Raw genomic sequence first — 22,764 nt, 5'->3', positions numbered from 1 at the left:
ATAGGAACGGGAGCCCGCCGCGCTGACCCGGCGAACCCGGCGTCGGCGACGCGTCGTCACCGGCGTCGCTTTTGCGGTGGATCATCCCGCCGACGTGACGGCTGTGGCCAGGAGGGACCAAATCGTCCCGGTGTGGCGGTACCCGAGCGATACCGGCGTGTTCCTTCGCGTTAAGGTCACACCGGCGTGGTGGCGGGTGGCCGCGGGCGCCGGTGCCGTCGCTGGTCAGCGACGATGGACGGACAGGCGGGTCGCCGCGACCGCTGTTCCGTCCCGTCGCGTTCCGCCGGGGCGCGCCGGTGGCGTCCGGGCGCCGACGGTCGCCGAAGCGGGGAACGCTGCCGTCACGGCGCCAGTGACGGTCGGTGAGCCAGTCGTCGATCTCGTAGGGAGCTAGTCCTTGTTCGGCAAGTTGATGGGACCGGCGGGAGTCGCCGCCCGCGGCGCGCTGCTGCTGCTGGCCTACCTGGTGATGCTCGCCGCCGGCGCGCTCGGTTGGATCGGCGTCTTCGCCGTCGCCGGGCTGGCCGCGCTCGCCGGCGAGTACGCGCTCGCCCGCTGGTCGCCCGCCACACACACGCTGCTCGAGAAGGTCGGCCTGCGGGGCGACTACCGGCAGCTCGCCCGCGACCTCGCGGTCGTCCTGCTGGTGGTCGCCGAGGTCCGGCCGAGCGCGTGGGAACTCAGCCTGGTCCTGGTGCTGCCGTCGACCGTCTGGCTGATCTCGGTCTTCGCCGGCGCGCTGGCCACGATGATCGACCGGCGCAACCCCCTGTCGGCGCTGGTGCGCAACATCGACCTCGGCCCGATGCGGGCCGCACCCCGCCCGCCGGACTGGGCGGCCTGGCTCGCCGGCGACCGGCTGGCCCTGGTCAACGTGGTGCTGGCGCCGGCCGCCGTGTTCGCGGCGGTGCTCGGCAACGCCGCCCCGGTGATCGGCGCGGGAGTGGTGGCCGTGTTCGCCGCCGCGCTGGTGGGCGGGATCGTCGCGCTGACCTGGCTGCGCGGGCGCGGGATGGGCCAGAGCCCGCTGCTGCCCGCCGTCCAGCGCTGGCTGGACAGCTACCGGCCGGAGGTGGCCCTCTACTTCGCGGGGCCGGCGAAGGACGTCTACCAGGCCAACATGTGGCTCGCCCCGACCGAGGCGCTCGACCAGCGCGGCGTGGTGCTGCTGCGCAACAAGGAGGCGTTCCTCGATCTGGCCGACACCCGGCTGCCGGTGATCTGCGTGCCGGCCGGCGTGGACTTCATGAACCTCGAACTGGGCAGCGTGCGCGCCGCGCTCTACGCCGCGAACGTCGGCGCGAACATCCACATGCTCCGCGAGCCCGGCATGAAGCACGTCTTCGTCGGGCACGGCGACAGCGACAAGCAGGCCAGCGTCAACCCGTACAGCAAGGTGTACGACGAGGTGTGGGTCGCCGGCCTGGCCGGGCGCGAGCGGTACGCCCGGGCCGGGGTGGGCGTGCTCGACTCCGACATCGTCGAGATCGGACGGCCGCAGCTCGCCGGGGTGCACACGTTCGGCGCGGAGTCGGTCGACCGGCCGTTCACGGTGCTCTACGCCCCGACCTGGGAGGGGTGGCTGGACGACGATCCGTACCACACCTCGCTGGTGCTGATGGGGGAGCGGATCGTCAAGGGGCTGCTCGCCACCGCGCCGGCGGTCCGGCTCATCTACAAGCCGCACCCGCTGACCGGCTCCCGCGCCAAGGAGGCGAAGACGGTGCACGAGCGGATCGTGGAGCGGATCCGCGCGGCGGGCGGTGACCCGGACGCGACCTCCCTGGACGGCACGCGGCACCTCGTGGTCACCGGCCGGACGCCGGCGCTGTTCGACTGCTTCAACCAGACCGACCTGCTGATCAGCGACGTGTCCAGTGTGGTCTCGGACTTCGTCCAGAGCCAGCGGCCGTACGTGGTGGCGAACCCGGGCGGCCTGCCGGAGGACGAGTTCCGCCGGGAGTACCCGACGTCGCGGGCGGCGTACCTGCTCTCCCGGGACTGTGGCGAGCTGGAGAAGATCGTGTCCGTCACCCGGGCCGGCGACGACCCGATGACCGACGCCCGGCGGGAGCTGAAGACCTACCTGCTCGGCCCGGCCGAGGCGAACCCCATGGAGCGGTTCCGGGAGGAGATCGCGCGGCTCTGCCGCTGAGCACCGGCGCGTACGCGCGACGGCGGTGGACGGGAGCGCCCGTCCACCGCCGTTTCTCGTCGGAGTCAGCCCTGCCGCTGCGGCGGGGTGTCCACGTCCCGGGAGACGACCTCGCCCCGCTCGTCGACCCAGCCCTTCGGCCGCGCCGGGTTGCCCGCCACGAGCTGGTACGGCGCCACGTCCTTGGTCACCACGGAACCCGCCGCGATCATCGCGTACTCGCCGACCTCGATGCCGCAGACGAGGGTCGCGTTCGCGCCGATCGAGGCGCCCCGGCGGACCACCGTCGGGGTGATCTTCCAGTCCGGGTTCTGCGCGCGGGGCCGGAAGTCGTTGGTGAAGACGGCGCACGGCCCGACGAACACCTCGTCCTCCAGGGTCACCCCCTGGTAGACGGAGACATTGTTCTGGATCTTGACCAGGTCGCCGACCGTGACGCCGGCGTCGACGTACACGTTGCGGCCGATGACGCAGCCGGCGCCCACCTGGGCGGAGGACCGGATGTGGGCCAGGTGCCAGACCTTGGTGCCGTCGCCGACCCGGGCACCCTCCTCGACGTCGGCCGTCGGGTGGACGAAGACCGAGGGGGACGGGGAACTGCTGTCAGTCATCCTTCAACTCGCATGGGTCGCAGGGCGCGCCGGGCGCCGTCGGTGACCCGCGTTCGGCGTACGCCGGGAGGGGCGGCCGCCCGCGCGGGTCCGGGCTGCCGCGCCGGCCCCGGGCACGGAGAGTGAGGCCGGGGCGCGCGGACTCGGCGTAGCATATCGACCGCTCAGTCGAGCAGCTCCGCCACGGCGTCGGCGACCGGCACGTCCGCCGGCAGGGCGTCGGCGGCCACCACCGCCGGCACCGGCAGCGGCCCGTAGAGGTGGGGGAAGAGGGCGCCGCCGCGCGACGGTTCCCAGCGCAGCGCGTCGCCCAGCCGGGCCGGGTCCACGGTGAGCAGGGTCAGCCCGGTGGCGCCGGTGAAGTGCCGGCGGGCCGTCTCGACCACCTGGTCGGGCCCGGAGAGGTGGATGAACCCGGACTGCGCGTCCGTGGCGGTGCCGGCGAAGTGGCCCGCGGCCAGGGCGTCGTCCCATTCGACGGTGGTCAGCAGCTTGTAGATCACCCCGGCAGCCTACGCAGAACCGGCCCGGTTCTCCGCGGTACCGCCCGCGCCGCCGCCGCTCTCGGTGGGGGTGTCCGGGCTCCGACCCGGGCCCGCCGCCCGCTCCCGGCGGGGCCGGAGAGGGGCCGGGCCGCCGTCCGCACGGCGGTCGACGCGGGGCCTACCCTCCCGCTCCCGGCCGGCTTCTGTCACCATTCGGGGTCGACACACCGACGAATGGGGGCCCCGGGTGCGCATCCTGCTGGTCGAGGACGACCGTCGGGTGGCCGCCGCGCTCTCCTCCGCCCTCACCCGCCGGGGGTACGAGGTGGAGCACGCGGCGACCGTCGCCGCCGCCCTCTCCGCCGCCCCCTGCGACCTGGTGCTGCTCGACCTGACCCTGCCGGACGGGGACGGCACCGACCTGTGCCGCGAGCTGCGCCGGCGCAGCAGCCAGCTCGGCATCATCGCGGTGACCGCCCGGGGCGAGGAGCGGGACCGGGTGCTCGGCCTGCGGCTGGGCGCGGACGACTACGTGGTCAAGCCCTTCTCCATGACCGAGCTCCAGGCCCGCATCGAGGCGGTGCTGCGCCGCGCGGCGCACACGGTGCCCGAGCGCAACCTGATCGAGGCCGGCCCCGTCCGCATCGACGTGGCCGCGCGGACGGTCGCCGTGGCCGGCCGGCCGGTGGCGCTGACCCGCAAGGAGTTCGACGTCCTGCTCTCCCTGGCCCGGCAGCCCGGGGTGGCGGTGCCCCGCGAGCGGATCCTGCTCGACGCCTGGGGCACCACCTGGGGCGACGGGCACACGGTCGAGGTGCACGTCGGGTCGCTGCGCGGCAAGCTGGGCGACCCCGGCCTGGTGGAGACTGTCCGTGGGGTCGGCTACCGGCTGCGCGGCGAGTGAGGCGATGCCGTGCGACGTCGGCTGGTGATCAGCTACCTGCTGCTGATGGTGCTGGTGCTGATCGCGTTGGAGACCCCGCTGGCGGCCACCCTGGCGACCCGGGAGACCGACCGGGTACGCGCCGACCGGCTCGCCGACGCCACCCGGTTCGCCTCGCTGGCCGGTCCGGCGCTGCGCGGCGGGACCCCCGGCCCGCTCGACAACGAGCTGCGCAGCTACGACGACCTGTACGGGATCGGCGCGGCGGTGGTCGATCGGGATCGCCGCACGGTGGCGGCCTCCGAGAGTTGGCGGCCGGCCGCGGGGACCCGCGAGGCGCTGGACACCGCGCTCTCGGGCCAGCAGGCCAGTGGGCCGGAGTCGGTCTGGCCGTGGGTCGACCGGCCGATCGTGGTGGCGGTGCCGATCAACGACGGCGGTGAGGTGCTCGGTGCGGTGGTCACCACCACCCCGACCGACTCGGTCCGGCGCGCGGTCACCGTCTGGTGGCTGGTGCTGGCCGGGACGGGGCTGCTCGCCGTCCTGGCCTGCGTGCTCACGGCGTTCGGGCTGGCCGGCTGGGTGCTGCGCCCGGTCACCGAGCTGGACGCGGTCACCCACGAGATCGCCGAGGGGGACCGCGGCGCCCGCGTGCAGCACCGGCTCGGCCCGCCGGAGCTGCGCCGGCTGGCGGCCAGCTTCAACCACATGGCCGACGTCGTCTCCGACGTGATGGACCGGCAGCGCGCCTTCGTGGCGCACGCCAGCCACCAGCTGCGCAACCCGCTGACCGCGCTGCGACTGCGGGTGGAGGAGCTGGGGCTGAGCCTGACCGACCCGGACGGCCAGGCCGAGCACCGGCTGGCCCTGGAGGAGACCGACCGGCTCACCCTGGTGCTGGACGCGCTGCTCACCCTGGCCCGCGCCGAGCGGCGGGAGAACCAGCGGGTCACCGTCGACGCGGCGGCCGTGGCCGCGTCCCGGGTCGCCGCGTGGGAGCCGCTCGCCCGGCACCGGGCGGTCACCCTCCGGCTCGCGGCGGAGGACTCCCCGGCGTACGCGCGGACCGTGCCGACCGCCATCGACCAGGCCCTGGACGCGCTGATCGACAACGCCGTGAAGTTCAGCGGCGACGGCGGGGCGGTGACGGTGACCGTGCGGCACCGCGAGGGCGGCACGGCGCTGGAGGTCCGGGACACCGGCCCGGGCATGACGGAGAGCCAGCTCGGCCAGGCGACCGAGCGGTTCTGGCGGGCGCCGGAGGTGCAGAACGTCGACGGCGCCGGGCTGGGCCTCGCCATCGTCGCCGTGCTGGTCGACGCCTCGGACGGGCGGCTCACCATGCGCCGGGGCGAGCCGCGCGGCCTGGTCGCCGGCCTCTGGTTCCCGGCCCCGACCCGGCCGGCGGACCCGGCAGACCCGGGGGACCCGACGGATCCGGGGGACCCGACGGATCCGGCCGAGCCGGTCCCCGCCGGTGCTCCCGCGTCGCCCGTCGACGCGCCCGCCGCACCGGTCCCCGCCGGGCCGCGGCACGCCGTGACCGGGTGACGCTCCGCCCGGGCGACGTCGCCGCCGTCCGACCGAGGTCCTCCTGATCGCCCGCCGGCCGGGCGTCCCGTGACCGCCGCCGGCCGGCGGTCGGCCGCCAGGGTCAGGGCTTGGCGGCGCGGTACCAGCCGGCGGCGCCGGGGTGCAGCGGCAGCGGGGAGGTGGCGATGGCCGAGCGTGGGCTCATCCGGCCGGCGGCCGGATGAGCCGCGGCCAGTTCCTGCCGGCGCTCCATCAGCAGCCGGGTCACCTCCCGGACCAGCGCTTCCGGCAGGTCGGCCCGGACGATCAGGAAGTTCGGGTTGGCCACGGTGGTGACCGGGTCGGTGCCGTACACCGAGCGGGGGACGTCCCGGGAGACATAGACCTGGGGGTTGCTGCCGCGCAGCAGCTCTGTCCATTCGCCGAGGTCGACGATCCGGGTCGCGCTGTCGTCGGCGAGCTGCTTCACCGCGCTGACCGGCAGCCCGCCGGAGAAGAAGAACGCGTCGATCGTGCCGGCCCGCAGCGCCGCCACCGAGTCGTCGAGGCCGAGCCGCTCCCGGTGCACCCGGTCGCCGCCCAGGCGCGCCACCTCCAGCAGCCGGGAGGCGGTGATCTCGGTGCCGGAGCCGGGGGCGCCCACGGAGACCCGCCGCCCACCCAGGTCGGCCAGCTTGCGGACCGGCCCGCCGGCGGTGGTGACCAGATGCAGCAGGTCGTCGTAGACCCGGGCGACCGCGACGACCGACGGGTGCGTCGCCGGCGCGGCCGGCAGCACGTCGGCCTGGGTGAAACCCAGCTCGGCCTCGCCCGAGCCGACCAGCCGGACGTTCTCCGCCGAGGCGGCGGTGACCACCACGCTGGCCTCGACGTTCGGCATCTCCCGGTTGAGGATGTCGGCCAGCGACCGGCCGAAGGCGTGGTAGACCGCCGTCGGGCTGCCGGTCGCGATCCGGATCCGCACCGGCGGTTCGGGGGAGTCCTGGCAGCCGGCGAGGCCGGGCAGCGTCACCACCAGCAGCAGCGACAGCAGCGCCGCCGGGCGGCCATGCCGGAACCAGGACGACGGGCGCACGGCGCGGGCGCGGCAGGACCGGGTTCGACTCACGGGCTGCACTCTGCGCCGCGCGGGGCGTCACCGCAACCCGCGGCCCACCGGTCGGACTACGGCCCCGGCGCCGGGTCGACGGTGAGGGTCAGTTCGCTGCCGTACGCGACCGAGGCCGGAACGGCGGTCCCGGGCGATCCGCCGGTGCCCCGCCAGACGCGGACCGCGCGGTGCGGGTGGCCGCCCTGCCGGACCGGCTCCGCCTCGAACGACACCACCTCCCCGGCGGTCAGCGCCCGGTGCCCGGGCGTCTCGATGACGGAGAAGCCCAGCAGCCGCCGGGCACGTCGTCGCCGTCGATCACCCCCCACCCCTCGTCGGCGTGGAATTCACGGACGATGCCGGTCGCGGTCATCCGCCCATCATGCCGGCTCGGCCGCCCGGGCGGGCTCCAGCGCGGCGCTGTGCAGGATCCGCTCGCGGTCCGGGCCGTCGGCGACGCAGACCAGGAAGCATCCGGTGCCGGGGCGCAGCAGCGCCGGCACGTCCAGCAGAGCGGCCCCGCGCACCAGGACGGCGGCCAGTTCCCGGTCGGTGAGCCGGACGCCGAGGATGTGCCGGCGCACGTGCCGCCCCCCGGCGAGCAGGGCGGCCCGCCAGGCCGCCGCGGCCAGCCGGGGCCGCCACACCCGCCGCGCCGTCGACGCGCCGGGGACCGGGCCGCCCAGCAGCTCGCGCCGGCCCTGCCGCCAGCCGGCCTCCAGCGTCCGCGCGTACGCCGGCCGGTCCGCCGGGGGCACCGAGAGCCGGTGCAGCTCGTACCGGCGGCGCAGCCCGCCGACGGTCACCTCGTGCTCGATCGGGACGTCCAACCGGCCGAGCAGTTGCCGGAACCGCAGGGCGGCCTCCTCCCGGTTGAACTCGACGGTCGCCGGACGGTGGTGCGGCACCGGGCGGCGGGCGCCGGCGACGGCCGGCGGGGGCATGCAGCGCAGCAGGCAGGCGGCCTCGAACGCGTCGGCCAGGGTCAGCCAGTCCAGCGGCGGCGGGGTCGACGGGAGGCGCGGCCGGTCGAGCAGGATCGGTTCGGGAGCCAACTCAGGCACTCCTTGTCGGCGTCGGGGTCCCCCTACGGTGGCCCGAAGACGCCGACGGGGAAACCGATCCGCCCCAGCCTTGAGGAAATCTTGCGGCAGCCCTACAACTCGGTGACGACCAGGTCGACCTGGCGTGGCCGGTGGGACGGCCCGGGCTGCTCCAGCACCGTGTACTTCAGGTCGCGCAACGCGGCCACCAGCCCGTCGGCCGAGCGCGGCCGGGCGCCCGCGGTCAGCAGGTCCCGCACCAGCCGACCCTTGGTCGCCTTGTTGAAGTGGCTCACCACCGACCGGACGGGCACGCCGTCGACCTCCCGCTCGTGCAGCACCCGGACCGTCACGGTGCGGGCGGCCACCTCGCCGCGGGGCGCCCAGGTGGCCGCGTACGCGCCGGAGCGCAGGTCGAGCACCGGCCCGGCGCCGGCCGCGGCGTCCATCGCCGGCGCGAGGGCCCGCCGCCAGTACGCCGACAACGCGCCAACCCCGGGCAGCCGCGCCCCGACCGGGCAGCGGTAGGGCGGGATGCGGTCGGTGAGGCGTACCGCGCCCCAGAGGCCCGAGCTGATCAGCACCGACCGGCGGGCCGCCCGCTGCGCGGCCGGCGGGAGCGAGGCGAGGTCGAGCGCCTCGTAGAGCACGCCGGTGTAGAGCCGGTCGGCGGGGGCGGTGGCCGCCGCCCGCAGCCGGGCGTTGCGCCGCAGCTCGCCGCGCTGGCCCTCGCTGAGCCCCAGCGCCGCCCGGGCCGCCTCCTCGTCGCCGCCGTCACTGAGCGCCACCAGCGCGGCCAGCACCTCCTCCCGGGCGCCGGTCAGCTCCGGCAGGGAGAGCCGGGCGAGGTCCAGCCGCCGGCCGGTGCCGGCGTCGGCCTTCCCCTCGGAGGGCGGCAGCAGGATGAGCATCGGTGACTCCTCGCCTCGGCGCGGCGCCCGCGCGCCGGCCCGGCCAGCGTACGGCCCGTCCCTACCGCCACGGCCGCACCGGCGTCTCCGGGTGGTACACGCGATACCCGCCCACCTCGGCGAGCAGCGCCGCGTCGGCCCGGTCGCCGAGCAGCCGGCGCAGCCGCCGCTCCGCCGCCGAGCCGGCCGCGAGCACGTACCCGGGCCGGTCGGCCCGCCCCACCTGCCGCCAGTACGCGGGATAGCGGTTCTGCCCCGGGGTGAGTTCGCCGTCGAGCACCGCGCACACCACCGACTCGTCGGTGTTGAAGATCAGCCGGTTGCAGGTCCAGTAGTCCCCGTACACCTCGTGGGGGCCGCCCGCGCGGAGCCGGTCGGCCAGCTCGCGGGCCTGCCGCTCCTCGACCCGGGACGCCTCGGTGCCGGTGGCGGCGAACTGCACGGTGACCACCAGCGTGGTCGCGGTCAGCGCGGCGAGCACGGCGGTGGCGAGCGCCCCGGCCAGCCGGCCGAGCGCCCCGACGGTGCCCCGCCAGCAGGCGACCGCCGCCAGCCAGAGCGGCCACAGCACCGCCGGCAGGGAGAGCTGGAGGACCGACAGGTACCGGGCGTTGTCCAGCGGGCTGGTGGCGGCCAGCGGGCTGCGCACGTACGACAGCAGGGTCAGCGCCGCGCCCACGACCAGCGCGAGGTGCACCACCGGGCCGACCCGGCGGCCGGGTGGGGCACCCGCGGCCCGGCGGTACGCGACCACGGCGAGCGCGGCGGCGACCACCAGCAGCAGCGGGTAGAGCAGCCCGAACCACCCCTGCCAGCGGGAGCAGCCGTCCACCGGGCAGAGGCCGGCGGCGAGCGGCACCCCCTCCAACAGCCCGCCGTCGAGCCGCCGAATCCACGGCGGCGTCGGCCCGGCCCGGGTGCTGACCTCGCGCAACACCGACAGCGAGTCCTCGCCGGGCGGGGCGACCAGGTTGTCCCGGATCATCGGCGCGATCCCGACGGCGAACCCGGCCAGCAGCAGCGCCCCGGCCCAGCCGAGCAGCTCCCGGCGGGCCACCCAGAGCAGCGCCAGCGCGGCCGCCCCCAGGTAGGGCAGGATCAGCCAGTCCGACCAGGCGGCCACCCCGGCGAGCAGGCCGAAGAGCCCGACGGCCAGCCGGCGGTGCCGCACGGTGCCCCGGGCGAGTCCCACCACGACCAGCAGCATCAGCAGCACGGCGACCTTGACCTCCGGCCGGCCGCCGACCACGGTCAACTGGTCCCGGACCACCCGCTCCCCGCCGAGGGCGAGCAGCCCGACGACGAAGGCGGCGAACCAGGGCGAGCAGATCCGCCGGGTCAGCCGGTGGATCAGCCAGAGGAAGACGGCGTAGAGCAGCAGCAGCGGCAGGCGCAGCAGCGGCCAGCTCGGCCCGGCGACCGCGATCAGCGGCGCCGCCAGGTAGGACTCCAGCACGCCCATGTAGCGCTGGCCGTAGAGGAAGACGGGCAGCTCGCGGCCCTGCGCGATGTGCATCGCGGCCAGCCCGAAGGTGGCCTCGTCGCTGTTGGAGACGGGCACCGTGTGCAGGGTCAGCACCAGCCGGTAGCCGACCCCGGCGAGCCCGAACAGCAGCGCGACGAGCGCCGGCCGGTCGAGCTGCGGGCGCCACCGCCCACGCTTGCGTACTGGTTGCGACACGACCAACGCCCCCGTCGTCGTCCCGACCGGAGTGTTACACGCCGCCAGGGCCGGGCGGGGCGGATCGGCGCAGCCGGCGGCCGGTGAAGATCGCCTCGCGTGGCCGAGGTCGCCGGGTTGTGGCAGGGTTGCTGACGTGCCACCCACTCCCGCTGGCCAGTTGGCCGTACCGAACCTGCACCGGGCCGCGCGGATCGAGGACGCCGTGCACGCGCTGGTCGAGCGTCGGCTGCGGCGCACCGGCTGGCGGACCAACATCATCGCGTACGCCGGTTACGGCGCGCCCGGTTGGGTGCGGGTGATGTGCCGGGTGCTGCTGGGACGGCCGGACACCCGCCAGCGGGGCCGGCTGGAGAAGGTCCGCGGCTGGCGCAGCTTCACCACGCTGCCGGCCAAGCACGTGACGGTGAGCGTCGAGGCCGGCGGGGTGCGCCACGAGGCGCAGGCCGACCGCAGCGGCTTCGTCGACACCGTGGTCGAGGCGGACCTGTCGCCGGGGTGGGGCGCGGTGCGGATCAGCCTGCCGGACGCCGAGCCGGTCGAGGCGCCCGTGCGCATCCTCGACCCGGAGGTGCGCTTCGGCATCCTCTCCGACATCGACGACACGGTCATGGTGACCGCGCTGCCCCGCCCGCTGCTCGCGGCCTGGAACACCTTCGTCCTCGACGAGCACGCCCGGGCGGCGGTGCCCGGCATGGCGGTGCTCTACGAGCGGCTGGCCACCGCGCACCCCGGCGCGCCGGTCTTCTACCTGTCGACCGGCGCCTGGAACGTCGCGCCGACGCTGACCCGGTTCCTGTCCCGGCACCTCTACCCGGCCGGGCCGCTGCTGCTGACCGACTGGGGGCCGACCGCGGACCGCTGGTTCCGCAGCGGCCGGGAGCACAAGCGGGTCACCCTGGCCCGGCTGGCCAAGGAGTTCCCCGACGTGAAGTGGCTGCTGGTCGGCGACGACGGGCAGCACGACCCGGAGATCTACCGCGAGTTCGCCGCCGCCCACCCGCAGAACGTGGCGGGGGTGGCGATCCGCCGGCTCTCGCCCACCCAGGCGGTGCTGGCCGGTAGCATGCCCGCCCCGGCCGGCAGTTCCTCGGCGGGGCCGGTGGGGCAGAAGTGGCTCTCCGCGCCCGACGGCGCCGGCCTGTGGAAGCTGCTGCGCGACGCCGGCCTGGTCTGACGAACCGGGTGTGCGGGGCGATCCTCGCCGTGGGCTGCGGGGGCGACCCCCGAACGGTGAAGGCCGTGAAGGATACTTGCGTAGTTGCTCGACAGGGCTGAATATATTTTCGTGCGCAGAGGCTATGGTCGATTCCTTTCCGGGCTGGCGCTGGTAGCGACCCTGGTGATCGGCGCGGCCGTCCCCACGGGCGCCCCCGTCTCCCGGCCCGCCGTGCCGGTGGCCGCCCAGACGGCCTGCGTGACCGATCCGGCCACCCCGAAGCGGCAGTCCCGGGCCATGTGGATGGCCAGCGTGGCGAACATCGACTGGCCCAGCCGCACCGGGCTGACCCCGGCCGCCCAGCAGGCGGAGTACCGGTCCTGGCTCGACCTGGCGCGCCAGCAGCGGATGAACGCCGTCGTCGTGCAGATCCGCCCCGCCGCCGACGCCTTCTGGCCGTCACCGTACGAGCCCTGGTCGCAGTGGCTCACCGGCACCCAGGGCACCCACCCCGGCTACGACCCGCTGGCCTTCATGGTGGCCGAGGCGCATGCCCGCAACCTGGAGTTCCACGCCTGGTTCAACCCGTACCGGGTGGCCAACCACACCGACCTCACCAGGCTGGCGGCCAACCACCCGGCCCGCAAGAACCCGGGCTGGGCGGTCGCCTACGGCGGCCAGCTCTACTACAACCCGGGCATTCCCGCCGTCCGCGCCTTCGTGCAGGACGCGATGATGGACGCCGTTCGCCGCTACGACATCGACGCGGTGCACTGGGACGACTACTTCTACCCGTACCCGGTCAGCGGGGTCGCCTTCCCCGACCAGGCCACCTACGCCCAGTACGGCGCGGGCTTCGGCAGCATCGCCGACTGGCGGCGCAACAACGTGAACCTGCTGGTGCAGGAGATGGACGCGAAGATCCACGCGGCGAAGCCGTGGGTGAAGTTCGGGGTCAGCCCGTTCGGCATCTGGCGCAACGCCGGCACCGACCCGCTCGGCTCGCGCACCACCGGCCTCCAGTCGTACGACGCGATCTACGCCGACACCCGACGCTGGGTGCGCCAGGGTTGGGTCGACTACATCGCCCCGCAGCTCTACTGGCACATCGGTCACCCGGCGGCCGACTACGCGGAGCTGGTGCGCTGGTGGTCCGAGACGGTGAGCGGCACCGACGTCCAACTGCTCGTCGGGCAGGGCACCTACCGCGCGGGCGCGGCGGGGCAGGACGCGGCCTGGCAGGATCCGGCCGAGCTGACCGACCACCTGACGGTCAACCGCGCGTACCCCCGCGTCGTCGGCGACATCCAGTTCAGCGCCAAGGACGTGCGCGCCGACCGGATCGGTGCGGTCAGCCGGCTCGTGGCCGACCACTACCGCCGGCCGGCGCTGGTGCCCCTCGCCGCCGGGCTGGGCGGTGCCGCGCCCGCCGCGCCGAACCTGACCTCGGCGGTGCGCGGCACCGGCGGGGTGGCCCTGAGCTGGCAGCGCGGCGCCACGGGCGGCACCACCGCGTACGCCGTGTACCGGCTGCCCGGCGACGGCGCGGTCGACCCCTGCGACCTCGCCGATGGCCGGCACCTGCTCGGCACCGTCCGCGCCTCGGGCAGCACCGGGACGTTCACCGACGCCACCGCCGCTGCCGGCGGCACGTACCGGTACCTGGTGACCGCGCTGGACCGGCTGCACCACGAGAGCGCGGCCAGCAACGTGCGGCTGGTGACGGCGGCCGGCGGGACGTTCAGCGTGGTCGTGGACAACGCCACCGCCGGCGGCTTCACCGCCGCCGCCACCTGGGGCACCTCGTCGTACTCCTCGGCGCGGTACGGCGCGAACTACCGGTACGCCAACCCGCAGGCGGTCAGCGACCCGGCCTGGTTCAGCGCGGCGCTGCCCGCCACCGGCAGCTACCGGGTCGAGGTCTGGTACCCGGCCGACCCCGGCTACAACAGCGCCACGCCCTACCTGGTGGCGACGGCGAACGGGACCGTGACGGTCACCGTCGACCAGCGGTCCGGCGGCGGGCAGTGGCGGGTGCTGGGCACCTACCAGCTCGCCGCGGGGGAGCGCCCCGTGGTCGGGGTGAGCCGGTGGACGAGCGCGCAGGGCTACGTCGTCGCCGACGCCGTCCGGATCACCCGGCTCTGAGCGCGCCGTTTCCCCGGGGACGTCACGGCGTCCCGGGGGAAGCGTCGTGCGCTCAGTCCCGACGCAGCCAGAGCACGCCGAGCGGCGGCACCTGGAGCGCGGCGGACGCCGGCAGGCCGTGCCACGGCAGGTCCTCGGCGTGCACCTCGCCCAGGTTGCCCACCCCCGACCCGCCGTAGTGGTGGGAGTCGGTGTTGAGCACCTCCGCCCAGGTGCCGCCGGCGGGCAGCCCGATGCGGTAGTCCGACAGCGGACGGGCGGAGAAGTTCGCCACGCAGACCAGGGTCGCGCCGCCGGGGGCGATCCGCACGAACGAGACGGTGTTGTTGGCGACGTCGTCCGCGGCGATCCACCGGAACCCGGCCGGGTCCGTGTCCTGCGCCCACAGCGCGGGGGTGTCCCGGTAGACCGTGTTCAGGTCGCCGACGAGGCGCTGCACGCCGGCCCGGGCCGGGTCGTGCAGCAGGTGCCAGTCGAGCCCCCGCTCCTCGCTCCACTCCCGGTCGTCGGCCAGCTCGCAGCCCATGAAGAGCAGTTGCTTGCCCGGGTGCGCCCACATGTACGCCAGCAGGGCGCGGACGGTGGCCAGCCGCTGCCAGGTGTCGCCGGGCATCTTGCCCGCGAGGGAACCCTTGCCGTGCACCACCTCGTCGTGGCTGATCGGCAGCACGTAGTTCTCGCTCCAGGCGTACGCCAGGGAGAACGTGAGCTGGTGGTGGTGATGCTGCCGGTAGATCGGGTCCTTCGAGGTGTAGAGCAGGGTGTCGTGCATCCAGCCCATGTTCCACTTGAAACCGAAGCCGAGCCCGCCGTCGTCGGTGGAGCGGGTGACCCCCGGCCAGGCGGTGGACTCCTCGGCGATCATCACCACCCCGGCGTGGTGCTTGTAGACCGTCGCGTTCACCTCCTGCATGAACGCGATCGCCTCCAGGTTCTCCCGCCCGCCGTGCACGTTCGGCGCCCACTGCCCCTCGGGGCGGGAGTAGTCCAGGTAGAGCATCGACGCCACCGCGTCCACCCGCAGCCCGTCGACGTGGAACTGCTCGCACCAGTAGAGCGCGTTGGCGACCAGGAAGTTGCGCACCTCGCGGCGGCCGAAGTCGAAGACGTACGTGCCCCAGTCGGGGTGCTCGCCCCGGCGCGGGTCGGGGTGCTCGTAGAGGGGGGTGCCGTCGAAGCGGGCGAGGGCCCACTCGTCCTTGGGGAAGTGCGCCGGCACCCAGTCCAGGAGCACGCCGACGCCGGCGGCGTGCAGCCGGTCCACCAGGTAACGGAAGTCGTCCGGGTCGCCGAACCGGGACGTCGGCGCGAAGTAACCGGTGACCTGGTAGCCCCAGGAGCCGCCGAACGGGTGCTCCATCACGGGCAGGAACTCCACGTGCGTGAAGCCCAGCCCGGTGACGTACGCGGTCAGCTCCTCGGCCAGTTCCCGGTAGCCCAGCCCGGGACGCCAGGAGCCCAGGTGCACCTCGTAGACGCTCATCGGCTCCTGGTGCGGCTGCCGCCGGGCCCGCCGCTCCAGCCAGGCGGCGTCGCCCCACTCGTACGTGGACCGGTGCACCACCGACGCGGTGGCCGGCGGCACCTCGGCGTACGCCGCCAGGGGGTCGGCCTTGTCGCGCCAGTGCCCGTCGGCGCCGAGGATCCGGTACTTGTAGCGGGCCCCGGCCGAGGCGCCCGGGACGAAGACCTCCCACACCCCGCTGGCGCCGAGCGAGCGCATCGGCCAGCCGTCGTCCGGGGCCCAGCCGGTGAAGTCGCCGACGACCCGGACGCCGCGCGCGTTCGGCGCCCAGACGGCGAACGCGACGCCCTCGTCGAGGACCCGGGCGCCGAGCGCCTCCCAGAGTCGCTCGTGCCGGCCCTCGGCGATCAGGTGCAGGTCCAGCTCGCCGACCGTGGGCGGATGGCGGTACGGGTCGTCGTGCACCCCGCCGTCGACCTCGATCCGGTAGTCGAGCACCTCGCCCGGCACCGTGGTCTCGAACACGCCGACGTCGTGCACCCGACGCATCGGGTGCCGCCGGCCGTCGACGAGGACAGCGACGTCGGCGGCGCCGCGGCGCAGCGTGCGGACGACCGTCCGCCCGTCGGCCGGGTGCGCGCCGAGGACGGCGTGCGGGTCGTGCGTCGCGCCGGCGATCAACTCGTCCATCGGGGGTCGTCCTCCTGCGCGGGAACGGTGGGGGCGGTGCCGCCCGAGAGGTCGTCGGGAACGTTCTCGACGGTCAGGCCCTGCGCCGCCGGCGCCTGTGCCGCCGGGCCGGCCGGGGGAGCGGGCCGCCGCACGGTCAGCACGTGCGCGGGTTGCAGGTACGGGTCGAGGCGTACCGCGTTGTGCTGCCCCCAGTCGTAGCTGGCGCCGGTCAGCTCGTCGTGCACCGTGAACCGGTCGTGCCAGTCGAAGCCGAGCGCCGGCATGTCCAGCGTGGTGTTGCCCCACTGCACGCCCTGCGCGTCGAACGAGCAGACCACGACGACCGTGTTGCCGGTGTCCGGGTCGTGTTTGGACCAGCAGAGCAGCGCCGGGTTGTCGATCTCGTGGAAGACGAGGTTGCGGAGCTGGTGCAGGGCCGGGTTCTCCCGGCGTACCCGGTTGAGGGTGGCGATGAACGGCGCCAGGGAGCGGCCCTGCGCCTGCGCGCCCGCCCAGTCCCTCGGGCGCAGCTCGTACTTCTCGTTGTCGAGGTACTCCTCGGCGCCGGGGCGGGCCACGTGCTCGAACAGCTCGTAGCCGGCGTACATGCCCCAGGAGGGGGAGAGCAGCGCGGCCAGCACGGCCCGGATCTTGAACATGGGCGGGCCGCCGTGCTGCAACGAGGAGTGCAGGATGTCCGGCGTGTTCGGCCAGAAGTTGGGTCGCATGTGGTCGGCCGCCGCGACCAGTTCCTCGCAGTACGCCCGCATCTCGGCCGCCGAGGTGCGCCACGTGAAGTACGTGTACGACTGGGTGAAGCCGATCTTGCCCAGGCCGTGCATGATCGCCGGCCGGGTGAACGCCTCGGCGAGGAAGAGCACGTCCGGCTCGACCTTCTTCACCTCGGCGATCAGCCAGTGCCAGAAGTCGAACGGCTTCGTGTGCGGGTTGTCCACCCGGAAGATCCGGATGCCCTCGCCCACCCAGTGCAGCACCACCCGCAGGATCTCCGCCCGGATGCCCTCCGGGTCGTTGTCGAAGTTCAGCGGGTAGATGTCCTGGTACTTCTTCGGCGGGTTCTCCGCGTACGCGATGCTGCCGTCGGCCCGCGTGGTGAACCACTCCGGGTGCTCCGTCACCCACGGGTGGTCCGGCGCGCACTGCAACGCCAGGTCCATCGCCACCTCCAGGCCCTGCTCGGCGGCGGCGGCGACGAAGTCCCGGAAGTCCTCCGGCGTACCCAGGTCGGGGTGGATGGCGTCGTGGCCGCCCTCGGCGGCGCCGATCGCCCACGGCGAGCCGACGTCGTCCGGCCCCGCGGTGAGCGAGTTGTTGCGGCCCTTGCGGTTGACCCGGCCGATCGGGTGGATCGGCGGCAGGTAGAGCACGTCGAAGCCCATCGCGGCGACGCCCGGCAGGCGCTCGGTGGCGGTGGCGAACGTGCCGGAGCGGGCCGGCGCGTCGACGGTGGCCGGGACGGCCCCCTCGGAGCGGGGGAAGAACTCGTACCAGGCGGAGAAGAGCGCGCGGGGGCGGTCCACCCAGAGCCGGTGCTCCGCGCCGGTGGTGACCAGCTCCCGGACCGGGTGCTCCCAGAGCAGGCCGGCCAGCTCCAGCGCCGGAGCGACCCGCCGGGGCAACGGCAGCCGGTCGTCGCGCAGCGCCGCCACCGCCGCCGACACCCGGTCGACGTCGCCCGCCGGCACCAGCGCGGCGGCGGCCGTCAGCACCCGGGCGCCCTCGGCGAGGTCGTTGGCCAGCTCCGCCGGCCCCTGGCCGGCGGCCAGCTTCTTGGTGACCGCGTTCTGCCAGGTCAGGTAGGGATCCTGGAACGCCTCGACGGTGAACACCCACTCGCCGACCGCGTCCGGGCGGATGACCGCGTGCCAGCGGTCCTGGCCGGGCTCGCCGGGGCGCATCCGGGTGAACGGCCGGCCCCGCCCGTCGGGGCCCAGCCACACCACGTTGCAGCCGAGCGCGTCGTGCCCCTCGCGGTAGGCGCGGGCCGACACCGGTACGGGCTCGCCCACCACCGCCTTGGCCGGGTAGCGACCGCAGGAGACGACGGGGGAGACGTCTTCGATCGGAAACCGTCCAGTCACCCCGCCAACCTACTGCGCGAGATCAGTTCCCGCGCGGCTCAGCCGGCGGCGCCCACCGACCGGTACACCTCCAGCGTCCGCCGCGCCACGGCGTCCCAGGAGAACTGCTCGACGGCCCGGCGCCGGCCGGCGAGCCCGAACTCCGTGGCGCGCCCCGGGTCGGCCAGCGCCTCGTTGACCCTGGCCGCGAGGTCGGCGACGAACCGGCCCGGGTCCAGCGGCCGGCCGGAGCCGTCGGCGGCCTGCTCGATCGGCACCAGCAGCCCGGTCCCGCCGTCGACGACCACCTCCGGGATGCCGCCGGTCGCGGTGGCCACCACCGCCGTCTCGCAGGCCATCGCCTCCAGGTTCACGATGCCCATCGGCTCGTAGACCGACGGGCAGACGAAGACCGTGGCGTGCGTGAGCACCTGGATCACCTCGTGCTTGGGCAGCATCTCGGCCACCCAGACGACGCCCGAGCGGCCCGCTCGCAGCTCGGCCACCAGGGCCTCCACCTCGGCGGCGATCTCCGGGGTGTCCGGCGCGCCGGCGAGCAGCACCAGCTGGGCCTCGGCGGGCAGGTCGCGCGCCGCGCGCAGCAGGTAGGGCAGCCCCTTCTGCCGGGTGATCCGTCCGACGTACACCACGCTCGGGCGGGCCGGGTCGATGCCGAGCCGGTCCACCACGTCGGTGCCGTGGTCCGGGGAGTACTCGTCGGTGTCGATGCCGTTGTAGACCACCCGGACCCGGTCCGGGTCCACCGCCGGGTAGGCGGTCAGCACGTCGCGCCGCATCCCCTCGCTGACCGCGATGACCGCGTCGGCGGCCTCGAAGGCCGTGCGCTCGCACCAGGACGAGAGCGCGTAGCCGCCGCCGAGCTGCTCGGCCTTCCACGGCCGCAGCGGCTCCAGGCTGTGCGCGGTCACCACGTGCGGCACGCCGTGCAGCAGCTTCGCGGTGTGCCCGGCCAGGTTGGCGTACCAGGTGTGGCTGTGCACCACGTCGGTGCCGGCGCACGCCGCCGCCATCTCCAGATCCACGCCCATCGTCCGCAGCGCGGCGTTCGCGCCGCCCAGGCCCGCCGGTTCGGCGTACGCGGTGACGCCCGGCTCGGTGCGCGGCGCGCCGAAGCAGTGCACCCGCACGTCGGCGAGCCGGCGCAGCTCACGGGCCAGGTACTCCACGTGCACCCCGGCGCCGCCGTACACCTCGGGCGGGTACTCCCGGGTCAGCAGGTCGACGCGAAGGTGCGCGGAGTCCGTCATCCCCCGCACCCTAGTGCAGAAGTGTGCCCGTACGAGTGGTGAAGTCCCCGGCGGATGGTTAGCGTCGGAACATGGCTGCCAAGGTGCTCGCGATCGTCCTGGCCGGCGGAGAGGGCAAGCGCCTGATGCCGCTCACCACGGACCGGGCCAAGCCGGCCGTCCCGTTCGGCGGGATGTACCGCATGGTCGACTTCGTCCTCTCCAACCTGGCGAACGCCGGCTATCTGAAGATCGTCGTGCTGACCCAGTACAAGTCGCACTCGCTGGACCGGCACATCACCAAGACGTGGCGGATGTCGACGCTGCTCGGCAACTACGTCACCCCCGTGCCGGCGCAGCAGCGGCGCGGCCCGTGGTGGTTCGCCGGCTCCGCCGACGCGATCTACCAGAGCTTCAACCTGATCAACGACGAGCAGCCGGACCACGTGATCGTCTTCGGCGCCGACCACATCTACCGGATGGACCCGCGGCAGATGGTGGAGGACCACATCGCCTCCGGCGCCGGGGTCACCGTGGCCGGCATCCGGCAGCCGCTGTCGACGGCCGACCAGTTCGGCGTGATCGAGGTCGGCGAGGACGGCCGGCGGATCCGGGCGTTCCGCGAAAAGCCCACCGACGCGGTCGGCCTGCCCGACGCCCCCGACCAGATCTACGCCTCGATGGGCAACTACGTGTTCAGCACGAAGGCGCTGTGCGAGGCGGTCGAGCGCGACGCGGAGGACAAGACCAGCAAGCACGACATGGGCGGCAGCATCATCCCGATGCTGGTCGAGCGGGGCGAGGCCAACGTCTACGACTTCCGCGACAACGAGGTGCCGGGCAGCACCGACCGGGACCGCGGCTACTGGCGCGACGTGGGGACGCTCGACTCCTTCTACGACGCCCACATGGATCTGATCAACGTGCACCCGGTGTTCAACCTCTACAACTTCGAGTGGCCGATCTACACCGAGCAGCCGCCGTACCCGCCGGCGAAGTTCGTGCACCAGTGGGGCGAGCGGGTCGGCCGGGCGGTGGGCTCGATGGTCTCGCCCGGCGCGGTGATCTCCGGCTCGCTCGTGGAGAACTCGGTCGTGTCGCCGAAGGTGAAGGTGCACTCCTGGGCGCACGTGGACGGCGCGGTGCTGATGGAGGGGGTGGACATCGGGCGGCACGCGGTGGTCCGCCGGGCCATCCTCGACAAGAACGTGGTCGTGCCCGAGGGAGCCGAGATCGGCGTCGACCTGGAGAAGGACCGGCAGCGCTACACCGTCTCGGACAACGGCATCGTGGTGATCGGCAAGGGACAGAAGGTGGAACCGTGAGCAGTCATCCCCGGGCCGGCAAGCCCGCCCAGCCCGCCGACCTCGTCGACGTGCCGCGGCTGGTCACCGCCTACTACGCCGAGCACCCCGACCCGCAGGACCCGGCGCAGCAGGTCTCCTTCGGCACGTCCGGCCACCGCGGGTCGAGCCTGCGCAACGCGTTCAACTCCGACCACATCCTCGCCGTCACCCAGGCGCTCTGCGACTACCGCCGCGAGCGGGGCCTGGACGGCCCGCTGTTCGTCGGCCGCGACACCCACGCCCTCTCCGCCCCCGCCGCGGTGGACGCGCTGGAGGTGCTCGCCGCCAACGAGGTCACCGTGCTGCTGGACAGCCGGGACGGCTACACGCCCACCCCGGCGGTGTCGCACGCCATCCTCACCCACAACCGGGGGCGCACCAGCGGGCTGGCCGACGGCATCGTGATCACCCCGTCGCACAACCCGCCCGACGACGGCGGCTTCAAGTACAACCCCACCCACGGCGGGCCGGCGGACAGCGACGTCACGAAGTGGATCCAGGACCGGGCCAACGCCATCCTGGCCGACGGACTGAAGGAGGTCCGCCGGATCCCGTACGCGCGGGCCCGGACCGCCGACACCACCGGGTCGTACGACTTCCTCGCCGGCTACGTCGACGACCTGCCGGCGGCGATCGACGTCGACGCGATCCGCGACGCCGGGGTGCGCATCGGCGCGGACCCGCTCGGCGGGGCGAGTGTCGCCTACTGGGGCGAGATCGCCGAGCGGCACCGGCTGGACCTGACCGTGGTCAACCCGACCGTCGACCCCACCTGGCGGTTCATGACCCTCGACGGCGACGGCAAGATCCGGATGGACTGCTCGTCGCCGAACGCGATGGCCTCGCTGATCGCGGCCCGCGCCGACTACCACGTCTCCACCGGCAACGACGCCGACGCCGACCGGCACGGCATCGTCACCCCCGACGGCGGCCTGATGAACCCCAACCACTACCTCACGGTGGCGATCGCCCACCTGTTCCGCACCCGGACGAACTGGGGCCCGGCCGCCGCGGTCGGCAAGACCCTGGTCTCCTCCTCGATGATCGACCGGGTCGCGGCCGACCTGGGCCGCCCGCTGCTGGAGGTGCCGGTCGGCTTCAAGTGGTTCGTCCCAGGGCTGCTCGACGGCGCGGTCGGCTTCGGCGGCGAGGAGAGCGCAGGCGCGTCGTTCCTGCGCCGCGACGGGGGCACCTGGACCACCGACAAGGACGGCATCCTGCTCTGCCTCCTCGCCGCCGAGATCATCGCCACCACCGGCCGCACGCCGAGCCAGCACTGGGCGGAGCTGGCCGAGCGCTTCGGCGCGCCCGCGTACGCCCGGATCGACGCGCCGGCGACCCGGGAGCAGAAGGCGGTGCTCGGCAAGCTCTCGCCGGAGCAGGTGACCGCCACCGAGCTGGCCGGCGAGCCGATCACCGCGACCCTCACCGCCGCGCCGGGCAACGGCGCGCCGATCGGCGGGCTCAAGGTCACCACGGAGTCCGGCTGGTTCGCCGCCCGGCCGTCGGGCACCGAGGACGTCTACAAGATCTACGCCGAGTCGTTTCAGGGGCCGAAGCACCTGGAACGCATCCAGCAGGAGGCGAAGGACCTGGTGACCGAGGTCCTCGCGAAGGCCTGACCGGGCGACTCACATCACCCAACTCCGCGCGGGTCGTTAGCTCTGGTGTTCACACCGGGCTCCGAGCCGAGGGAGAGCAGTGTCCATACCTCTTCGCACCGCTGCCCGGATGATCCGGCGCCGGTGGGTCGCCGCCCGAGATCCGCAGGCCTATGCCCGGATGATCGGCGTCAACCTCAAGGGCCGGGTGACGTTCTACGGCATGAGCCTGGGCATGTTCGGCTCCGAACCCTGGCTGATAACGCTCGGCGACAACGTCCACATCACGGCCGGCGTGCAGTTCGTCACCCATGACGGCGGGACGCTCATCCTTCGTAAGGAACATCCCGACCTGGAGTGGACCGCCCCGATCACCGTCGGCGACGACGTCTACATCGGGATGCGGTCGCTCATCCTCCCGGGGGTCGGTATCGGCGACCGGTGTGTGATTGGCGCGGGCTCCGTCGTCACCACCGACATACCCGACAACACCGTGGCGGTGGGCGTCCCAGCCCGGCCGATCCGTACCACCGACGAGTACCTCGATCGGCTCAAGGCGAAGTCCCTGCGGGTCGGTCATCTGCCGGCGCAGGCGAAGGCCGAGGCGATCAAGAAGATCTACGGCATCGTGACCGGCTGACGGGTCTGAC

Annotated in this window: 17 protein-coding genes and 1 pseudogene; 8 read left to right on the top strand and 10 right to left on the bottom strand. The window is 74.1% G+C overall.

Annotated elements, in window-relative coordinates:
• Window positions 1-400: 400 nt before the first annotated feature.
• Complete coding sequence (locus tag AB0G14_RS07635) at window positions 401-2,158, top strand: CDP-glycerol glycerophosphotransferase family protein (protein ID WP_357694779.1); 1,758 nt, start codon at window positions 401-403, stop codon at window positions 2,156-2,158.
• 65 nt (window positions 2,159-2,223) lie between these two features.
• Here the strand turns inward: AB0G14_RS07635 and AB0G14_RS07630 are convergent, their stop codons facing one another.
• Window positions 2,224-2,769 carry an acyltransferase gene (locus AB0G14_RS07630; protein ID WP_357694777.1) on the bottom strand — a complete coding sequence of 182 codons (546 nt, stop codon included), beginning with the start codon at window positions 2,767-2,769 and terminating at the stop codon, window positions 2,224-2,226.
• A gap of 164 nt (window positions 2,770-2,933) precedes the next feature.
• On the bottom strand, window positions 2,934-3,272 hold the full coding sequence (locus tag AB0G14_RS07625; protein WP_357694775.1) for a DUF952 domain-containing protein: 339 nt from the start codon (window positions 3,270-3,272) through the stop codon (window positions 2,934-2,936).
• A 229-nt stretch (window positions 3,273-3,501) separates the two neighbouring features.
• Between AB0G14_RS07625 and AB0G14_RS07620 the strand changes: the two genes are divergently transcribed.
• Both AB0G14_RS07620 and AB0G14_RS07615 read left to right on the top strand, forming a co-directional pair.
• The gene (locus tag AB0G14_RS07620; RefSeq protein ID WP_357694773.1) at window positions 3,502-4,158 is read left to right on the top strand and encodes a response regulator transcription factor; all 657 of its coding nucleotides are present in this window, start codon (window positions 3,502-3,504) and stop codon (window positions 4,156-4,158) included.
• A 9-nt stretch (window positions 4,159-4,167) separates the two neighbouring features.
• Window positions 4,168-5,556: pseudogene (locus AB0G14_RS07615) on the top strand (ATP-binding protein); the annotation flags it as partial.
• 235 nt (window positions 5,557-5,791) lie between these two features.
• Here the strand turns inward: AB0G14_RS07615 and AB0G14_RS07610 are convergent.
• The 5 genes from AB0G14_RS07610 to AB0G14_RS07590 form a co-directional block, all read right to left on the bottom strand.
• Window positions 5,792-6,745, bottom strand: a complete 954-nt coding sequence (locus AB0G14_RS07610; RefSeq protein ID WP_357694934.1) for a TAXI family TRAP transporter solute-binding subunit — start codon at window positions 6,743-6,745, stop codon at window positions 5,792-5,794.
• Between the two features lie 89 nt (window positions 6,746-6,834).
• On the bottom strand, window positions 6,835-7,089 hold the full coding sequence (locus tag AB0G14_RS07605) for a hypothetical protein (protein ID WP_357694771.1): 255 nt from the start codon (window positions 7,087-7,089) through the stop codon (window positions 6,835-6,837).
• Between the two features lie 51 nt (window positions 7,090-7,140).
• Window positions 7,141-7,815: a hypothetical protein gene (locus AB0G14_RS07600; protein ID WP_357451847.1), complete on the bottom strand. Its 675-nt coding sequence runs from the start codon at window positions 7,813-7,815 to the stop codon at window positions 7,141-7,143.
• 101 nt (window positions 7,816-7,916) lie between these two features.
• Window positions 7,917-8,714, bottom strand: coding sequence for a peroxide stress protein YaaA (gene yaaA / locus AB0G14_RS07595; protein WP_357694769.1), 798 nt, complete (start codon window positions 8,712-8,714; stop codon window positions 7,917-7,919).
• Window positions 8,715-8,775: 61 nt separating this feature from the next.
• Window positions 8,776-10,395 carry a hypothetical protein gene (locus tag AB0G14_RS07590; protein ID WP_357694767.1) on the bottom strand — a complete coding sequence of 540 codons (1,620 nt, stop codon included), beginning with the start codon at window positions 10,393-10,395 and terminating at the stop codon, window positions 8,776-8,778.
• 136 nt (window positions 10,396-10,531) lie between these two features.
• Between AB0G14_RS07590 and AB0G14_RS07585 the strand changes: the two genes are divergently transcribed.
• Both AB0G14_RS07585 and AB0G14_RS07580 read left to right on the top strand, forming a co-directional pair.
• Window positions 10,532-11,572, top strand: coding sequence for a phosphatase domain-containing protein (locus AB0G14_RS07585; protein ID WP_357694765.1), 1,041 nt, complete (start codon window positions 10,532-10,534; stop codon window positions 11,570-11,572).
• A 279-nt stretch (window positions 11,573-11,851) separates the two neighbouring features.
• The gene (locus tag AB0G14_RS07580) at window positions 11,852-13,702 is read left to right on the top strand and encodes a family 10 glycosylhydrolase (RefSeq protein WP_357694932.1); all 1,851 of its coding nucleotides are present in this window, start codon (window positions 11,852-11,854) and stop codon (window positions 13,700-13,702) included.
• A 52-nt stretch (window positions 13,703-13,754) separates the two neighbouring features.
• Here the strand turns inward: AB0G14_RS07580 and glgB are convergent, their stop codons facing one another.
• The 3 genes from glgB to glgA are packed head-to-tail and all read right to left on the bottom strand — an operon-like array spanning window position 13,755 to window position 19,188.
• Complete coding sequence (glgB, locus tag AB0G14_RS07575; protein ID WP_357694763.1) at window positions 13,755-15,857, bottom strand: 1,4-alpha-glucan branching protein GlgB; 2,103 nt, start codon at window positions 15,855-15,857, stop codon at window positions 13,755-13,757.
• Window positions 15,845-17,941 (bottom strand): maltotransferase domain-containing protein, encoded by a 2,097-nt coding sequence (locus AB0G14_RS07570; protein WP_357694761.1) that lies wholly within the window; start codon window positions 17,939-17,941, stop codon window positions 15,845-15,847. Before AB0G14_RS07570 ends, glgB begins: the two co-directional genes overlap by 13 nt.
• A gap of 38 nt (window positions 17,942-17,979) precedes the next feature.
• Window positions 17,980-19,188 (bottom strand): glycogen synthase, encoded by a 1,209-nt coding sequence (gene glgA / locus AB0G14_RS07565; protein ID WP_357694759.1) that lies wholly within the window; start codon window positions 19,186-19,188, stop codon window positions 17,980-17,982.
• A 71-nt stretch (window positions 19,189-19,259) separates the two neighbouring features.
• Between glgA and glgC the strand changes: the two genes are divergently transcribed.
• From glgC to AB0G14_RS07550, 3 genes are all read left to right on the top strand, one after another.
• A complete protein-coding gene (gene glgC / locus AB0G14_RS07560) occupies window positions 19,260-20,492 on the top strand; it encodes a glucose-1-phosphate adenylyltransferase (RefSeq protein WP_350706479.1) in 1,233 nt (410 codons plus the stop codon).
• Window positions 20,489-22,135 (top strand): phosphoglucomutase (alpha-D-glucose-1,6-bisphosphate-dependent), encoded by a 1,647-nt coding sequence (gene pgm / locus AB0G14_RS07555; protein ID WP_357694756.1) that lies wholly within the window; start codon window positions 20,489-20,491, stop codon window positions 22,133-22,135. Before glgC ends, pgm begins: the two co-directional genes overlap by 4 nt.
• A 79-nt stretch (window positions 22,136-22,214) precedes the next feature.
• Window positions 22,215-22,754, top strand: a complete 540-nt coding sequence (locus tag AB0G14_RS07550) for a DapH/DapD/GlmU-related protein (RefSeq protein WP_357694754.1) — start codon at window positions 22,215-22,217, stop codon at window positions 22,752-22,754.
• Window positions 22,755-22,764 lie beyond the last annotated feature (10 nt).

The sequence above is a fragment of the Micromonospora sp. NPDC023814 genome (assembly GCF_040639595.1).
Taxonomy (GTDB): Bacteria; Actinomycetota; Actinomycetes; order Mycobacteriales; family Micromonosporaceae; genus Micromonospora.
The sequence above is the reverse complement of the archived record's forward strand: the minus strand, read 5'-3'. Positions and strand labels throughout refer to the sequence as shown.